This window comes from Cupriavidus sp. 01L46 (assembly GCF_056399905.1).
In genome coordinates this window covers 1-5,991 of sequence record NZ_JBFTSF010000346.1, presented here as the reverse complement: position 1 = coordinate 5,991, position 5,991 = coordinate 1, and the positions used below count along the sequence as shown (strand labels likewise).

The window sequence follows — 5,991 nt, the reverse complement described above, 5'->3', positions numbered from 1 at the left end:
GCATGATATTTCCTTTCCTTGGCGTACAGCGAAATACATGGGCGAAAACCATGGCCGCGCGGCCTGTCCCGGGACCGGGCAGGGGGCTCGCAACGGCCGGTTTTGGGCTTGCTGCATGATGTCAGCATAGCACCTGATAAAATTCTGCGTTCTGCAATTCATTGCCTGCCACGCGGCGCGGCCTCCACATGCCGCCCGTGACGGTGCCGCCGCGGCAGAACCGCCGCGATGGCACCAGACAACCGCCTCAGGGCCACGACATCCATGCTGCCAGTTCAGACCACCAATCTTGCCGCTGCGTTCAATGACGCGGTGCGCGCAATCGCCCCGGCCGACGCCGCCCTGCCCGACGCCGTCTTCGAGCGTCCGAAGGTCGCCGCCCACGGCGACCTGGCCTGCAATCTCGCCATGCAGGTTGCCCGCGCGCTCAAGCGCAACCCGCGGGAGCTGGCCCAGCAGATCGTCGATGCAGTCAAGGCCGACGCGCGTACCGCAGGGCTGGTGGCCGGCCTGGAAATCGCCGGCCCCGGCTTTATCAACCTGCGCCYGACGCCGGCTGCCAAGGCCGATGTGCTGCGCGCGGTGCTGGAGCAGGGCAACCGCTACGGCGCCAAGGCGCAGGGCGTGCACGGCAAGGTGCTGGTCGAGTTCGTCTCCGCCAACCCGACCGGCCCGCTGCACGTCGGCCACGGCCGCCAGGCGGCACTGGGCGACGCGCTGGCCAACCTGCTGGACTGGCAGGGTTTTGCCGTGCATCGCGAGTTCTACTACAACGACGCCGGCGTGCAGATCCAGACCCTGGCCGTATCGGTGCAGGCGCGCGCCCGCGGCGTCAAGCCGGGCGATGCCGCGTGGCCGGAGTCGGCCTACAACGGCGACTACATCGCCGACATCGCTGCCGATTTCCTGGCCGGCAAGACCGTGCGCGCCTCCGACGGCGACGCCGTGACGGCCTCCGGCAACGTCGAAGACATCGAGTCGATCCGCAAGTTCGCCGTGGCCTACCTGCGCAACGAGCAGGACATCGACCTGCGCGCCTTCGGCGTCAAGTTCGACCGCTACTACCTGGAGTCCTCGCTGTACAGCGATGGCCGCGTCGAGGCCGCGGTGCAGTCGCTGGTGGCCAAGGGCAAGACCTACGAGAACGAAGGCGCCCTGTGGCTGCGCACCACCGACGAAGGCGATGACAAGGACCGCGTCATGCGCAAGACCGACGGCACCTATACCTACTTCGTGCCGGACGTGGCCTACCACACCAGCAAGTGGGAGCGCGGCTTCGCCAAGGTCATCAACGTGCAGGGCAGCGACCACCACGGCACCATCGCCCGCGTGCGCGCCGGCCTGCAGGGGCTGGACATCGGCATCCCCAAAGGCTACCCCGACTACATCCTGCACAAGATGGTCACCGTCATGAAGAACGGCGAGGAGGTCAAGATCTCCAAGCGCGCCGGTTCCTACGTGACCGTGCGCGACCTGATCGAGTGGAGTAACGGCGCGGAAGGCGGCGAGACCATCCGCGGCTGCCTGGAAGCCGGCGTGGCCGACTGGCCCGAGCACTTCACCCGCGGGCGCGACGCGGTGCGCTTTTTCCTGCTGTCGCGCAAGGCCGATACGGAATTCATCTTCGACGTCGACCTGGCCCTCAAGCAGAACGACGAGAACCCGGTGTATTACGTGCAGTACGCCCATGCCCGCATCTGCTCGATCTTCGAATCCTGGGGCGGCGCGGACTGGGAGGCCAAGCTGCCTGCCCTGGCCGGCACCGACCTGGCCCCCGTGACCGGCGCCGACGCTACCCCGCAGGCGCTCGCGCTGGGCCAGCGCCTGGCCGATTTCCCGGACATGCTGGCGGCAGCGGCGGGTGAACTGGCGCCGCATGCGGTCGCCTTCTACCTGCGGGACCTGGCGGGCGATTTCCACGCGTTCTACAACTCCGACCGCGTGCTGGTGGACGACGAGACGGTCAAGCTGGCTCGCCTGGCGATGCTGGCCGCCACCCGCCAGGTGCTGCGCAATGGGCTGGCCGTCATCGGCGTCTCGGCGCCGCAGCGCATGTAAGCCAGGCCGGCGTCGTGAAAGGGGGCAAGCCCCCCTTCATGACGCGCCTTATCCGTATCGCCCTGACCACAGACAGTGATGCCGGGATCGGCGCAGGCTCTATAATCGCGCCATCACGCTAGAGGAATTCATGCAACAGCAACGCAAGCGCRCCCCGCGCAATGCCAGCCGCGCCCCGCAGCGCGGAGGTACGTTCCTGGGACTGGTGCTGGGCCTGATCGTCGGCCTGGCGATCGCGGTAGTGGTCGCCCTGTACATCACCAAGTCGCCGGCGCCATTCCAGCAAAAGGGCGCGCAGAAGCCGGCCGAGCCCGGCAATGTGGTCAGCAACCTGCCCGCTCCGGCGCAGGAAGCGCCAAGCGATCCCAACAAGCCGCTGTGGAGCAAGACGCCGGCCAAGCCGGTTGGGTCCGCCGCTGAGCCCGAGCAGCCGTCCGGCCCGGCGCCGACCACGGTGAAGCCGCCCGAGCGCCAGCCGCCGGTAGCCGTCACCCGGCCAGCCGACAAGCCCTCCGCCGAGAAACCCGCGGACAAGCCCGCCGATCGGCCCGCCGCCGAGAAGCCGGCCGACAAGACCGCGCAGAAGCCGGCGGAAAAGCCTGCCGAAAAGCCGGCCGAGAAGCCTGTCGCCGACCCGATCGCCGAGATCGCCCAGGCCGATGCCAACAAGGTAGGCTACCTGCTGCAGGTAGGCGCCTTCCGCTCGCAGGACGACGCCGACCGCCAGAAGGCCAACCTGGCCATGCAGGGGTTCGAAGCCAAGGTGACCGAGCGCGATGTCAACGGCGTCAAGCTCTATCGCGTGCGCCTGGGGCCGTTCAACAAGATCGACGACATGAACCGTTCGCGCGACCGGCTGCAGGCGTCGGGCTTCGAGGCTTCGGTCATCCGCTTTACCAAGCAGTAACAAGCAGTAACGGTAACCCGGGGCGATCCGCTGAACCGGATTGCCCCGCCGCTGTCATACGCTCATTGCCCATTCTCGAAAGCCGCGCCACATGAAGAAACTCGCCACCTTGTTTGCCACGCTGGTCGCTGTGACCGGTTTCCTGATGACCGCGCCCGCCCAGGCAGCCGCGCCCACCTCGGGCAAGGAATACCAGGTCCTGAAAGCACCGCAGCCCGTCGCGCCGGGCAAGATCGAAGTCACCGAGTTCTTCTGGTACGGCTGCCCGCACTGCTTTGACTTCGAGCCTGAGCTGGAAGCCTGGGTAGGCAAGCAGGGCAAGGATGTGGTGTTCAAGCKCGTGCCGGTTGCCTTCCGCGACGACCTGCTGCCGCACACCAAGATCTTCTACGCGCTGGAAGCCATCGGCAAGCTGGACGCCATGCACACCAAGGTCTTCAACGCCATCCACGTCGACCGCAAGCGCATGCTGGACCCGAACGAAATCGCCGACTTCATGGCCAAGAACGGCATCGACCGCAAGGCCTTCCTCGATGCTTACAACTCGTTCTCGGTGACCACCAACTCGCAACGTGCCAACAAGATCGCCGACGCCTACAAGGTCGACGGCGTGCCGACCATCGTGGTGCAGGGCAAGTACGTGACCTCGCCGTCCATCGCCGGCACCAAGGGCACGGCCATCCAGACCATGGATTACCTGGTCGGCCAGGTGCGCGACAAGAAAATGTAATTCCCGGGCTGCGGCCAACGGCCTTTGGGCTCGCCACGCGCGAGCCGGCCGATGGCCACCAGCGGTCGACCGGCACCGCCGGCGCCGGCGAGGCGCAGCGGCGTCCGGCGCGCGCCAGGGCGGGTCGGTCGGCATGAACCATGTTGCGCTTACCCCTGGACCCTCCCGATGCGAGCACAGAAAGTCTTCCTTACCGGCGCGTCGAGCGGACTCGGCCAGGCCCTGGCGCGCGAGTACGCCTCGCAGGGCGCCATCCTCGGCCTGGTTGGCCGGCGCGAAGAGGTGCTGCGTGAATTCGCCCGCACCCTGCCCAATCCCAATGCGGTGCGCGTCTACGGCGCGGATGTGCGCGATGCCGATGCCATGCAGCGCGCCGCCCAGGACTTCCTCGAGCATTTTGGTTGCCCCGATGTGGTGATCGCCAATGCAGGCGTATCGGTTGGCACCGTCGCCAGCGAGCGCGAGGACCTCGAAGCCTTCCGCATGGTGATGGACACCAACTGGTTCGGCGTGCTCACCACCTTCCAGCCCTTCATGCAGCCCATGCGCGAGCGCGATCCCGGCGCCGGCGGCTGGCGCGGCACGCTGGTCGGCATTGCCAGCGTAGCCGGCGTGCGCGGCCTGCCAGGCGGGGGTGCCTACAGCGCCTCCAAGTCCGCGGTGATCAAGCTGCTGGAGAGCTTGCGCCTGGAACAGCGCCGCGAGCGCATCCGCGTGGTCACTATCGCGCCTGGCTACATCCGCACGCCGATGACCGAGCACAACCCCTATCGCATGCCTTTCCTGATGGACGCCGATGTGTTCGCCCGCAAGACGGTGCGTGCTATTGCCGCAGGGCGTCGCTTTGCCGTGGTGCCCTGGCAGATGGGCGTGGTCGCATCCATCCTGCACCTGATGCCGCGCTGGCTCTACGACGCGATCTTCTCCCGCGCGCCGCGCAAGCCGCGCGCGCAGGAGGGGAGCCAGGACAAGCAGCCATGAGCTGGCAGGACGCAGCCGGCGTCCTGCACCACCCCGCCACGGGCGAGGTGCGCATTGCCTCGCTGGTGCCGTCCGTTACCGAACTGCTGTTTGCCCTGGGGCTGGGTCCCCTGATGGTGGCGCGCACCGGCTTTTGCATCCATCCAGAGCCAGCCGTGCGTGCCGTTGCCAAGGTGGGCGGCACCAAGGATGTCAGCCTTGGGCGGCTACGGGCATTGGCGCCCACCCATGTAGTGGTCAACATCGACGAGAACCGGCGCGAGACGGTGGACGAGATCCGCGCGTTTGTGCCGCATGTGATCGTCACCCACCCCTGTGCGCCCGAGGACAACCTGGCGCTCTACCGGCTGCTTGGCGGTATCTTCGGCCGCCTTGCCGAAGCGGAATCGCTCTGCGCCGCCATGGCATCCGAACTGGCGCAGGTACGTGCCCGGCAGTGGCCCGCGCGCAAGGTCCTGTATGCGATCTGGCAGGATCCGTGGATGACGGTGTCGCGCGGTACCTATATCAGCCAGATGCTGGCGCTGGTGAACTGGCAGACGTGGCCTTCGGCTGACGCCATGCCCGAGGCTTGTGTTGATGGGGAGTGCAGCCGGCCCAATACGCCGCAGACGCGGTATCCGACCTTCCGGTGGAGCGACGCGCTGGTGCGGGAGATTGACCTTGTCCTGCTTTCCAGTGAGCCGTATCGGTTTACCGAGGCACATGTTGATGCGCTGGAGCGGCAGATCGGCAAGGAGGTTTTGCTGATCGATGGGGAGATGGTTTCCTGGTATGGGAGCCGGGCCGTGGAGGGGGTGAGGTATTTGTCGAGGTTTGCAGGTGGGGTTTAGGGGGGTAGGGGGGGCTTCGGTTTCGGTTGCTACTGCTTGACGTCAACTGCAGCGGCTTAACTGCCAGTTCAAGGGCAAAAGCTGAAAGTCAAAGGCAGTTTCACCTCCCCTGCGGGGAGGCGACCTACTTTCTTGTCTCGCCCTCCATGTCAGGATACTTATCGCCTCCGTCTCCTTGGTGAAGCAGAATGGAGGGCGGTGTGCGAATAGGTGATGACACGATATGCAACCGAGCACCGGGAATGGGTGGTGGAGCAGATGATGCCGCCGCTGAACCGGTCGGTCGTGGAGTTGGCCAAGGCCACGGGGATCACGACAGTGACCTTGCGGACTTGGCGCAGGATGGCGAGAGAAGCGGGAAGAATTGTGCCGGGTGATGGAAAGCAAAGCGATCAATGGAGCAGCGCGGACAAGTTTCGCGTGGTGTTGGAGACAGCGCCGCTGAGTGAAGCGGAGTTGTCGGAGTACTGCCGTGCAAAGGG

The 5,991-nt window shown here is 66.3% G+C and carries 6 protein-coding genes; all 6 read left to right on the top strand.

Annotation, left to right across the window (positions count from 1 at the left end):
- Nucleotides 1-264 precede the first annotated feature (264 nt).
- Nucleotides 265-2,058: an arginine--tRNA ligase gene (argS, locus tag AC1DS3_RS33830; protein ID WP_477128883.1), complete on the top strand. Its 1,794-nt coding sequence runs from the start codon at nucleotides 265-267 to the stop codon at nucleotides 2,056-2,058.
- A gap of 130 nt (nucleotides 2,059-2,188) precedes the next feature.
- Nucleotides 2,189-2,965 carry an SPOR domain-containing protein gene (locus AC1DS3_RS33825; RefSeq protein WP_477128882.1) on the top strand — a complete coding sequence of 259 codons (777 nt, stop codon included), beginning with the start codon at nucleotides 2,189-2,191 and terminating at the stop codon, nucleotides 2,963-2,965.
- 91 nt (nucleotides 2,966-3,056) lie between these two features.
- Nucleotides 3,057-3,695, top strand: a complete 639-nt coding sequence (locus AC1DS3_RS33820; RefSeq protein ID WP_477128881.1) for a thiol:disulfide interchange protein DsbA/DsbL — start codon at nucleotides 3,057-3,059, stop codon at nucleotides 3,693-3,695.
- Between the two features lie 168 nt (nucleotides 3,696-3,863).
- Nucleotides 3,864-4,676, top strand: coding sequence for an SDR family oxidoreductase (locus AC1DS3_RS33815; RefSeq protein ID WP_441641356.1), 813 nt, complete (start codon nucleotides 3,864-3,866; stop codon nucleotides 4,674-4,676).
- Nucleotides 4,673-5,509: a helical backbone metal receptor gene (locus tag AC1DS3_RS33810; protein WP_441641357.1), complete on the top strand. Its 837-nt coding sequence runs from the start codon at nucleotides 4,673-4,675 to the stop codon at nucleotides 5,507-5,509. The genes AC1DS3_RS33815 and AC1DS3_RS33810 overlap by 4 nt, the downstream gene beginning before the upstream one ends.
- Nucleotides 5,510-5,722: 213 nt before the next feature.
- On the top strand, nucleotides 5,723-5,991 hold a 269-nt coding region (locus tag AC1DS3_RS33805; RefSeq protein ID WP_477128880.1), incomplete at its 3' end, for a transposase.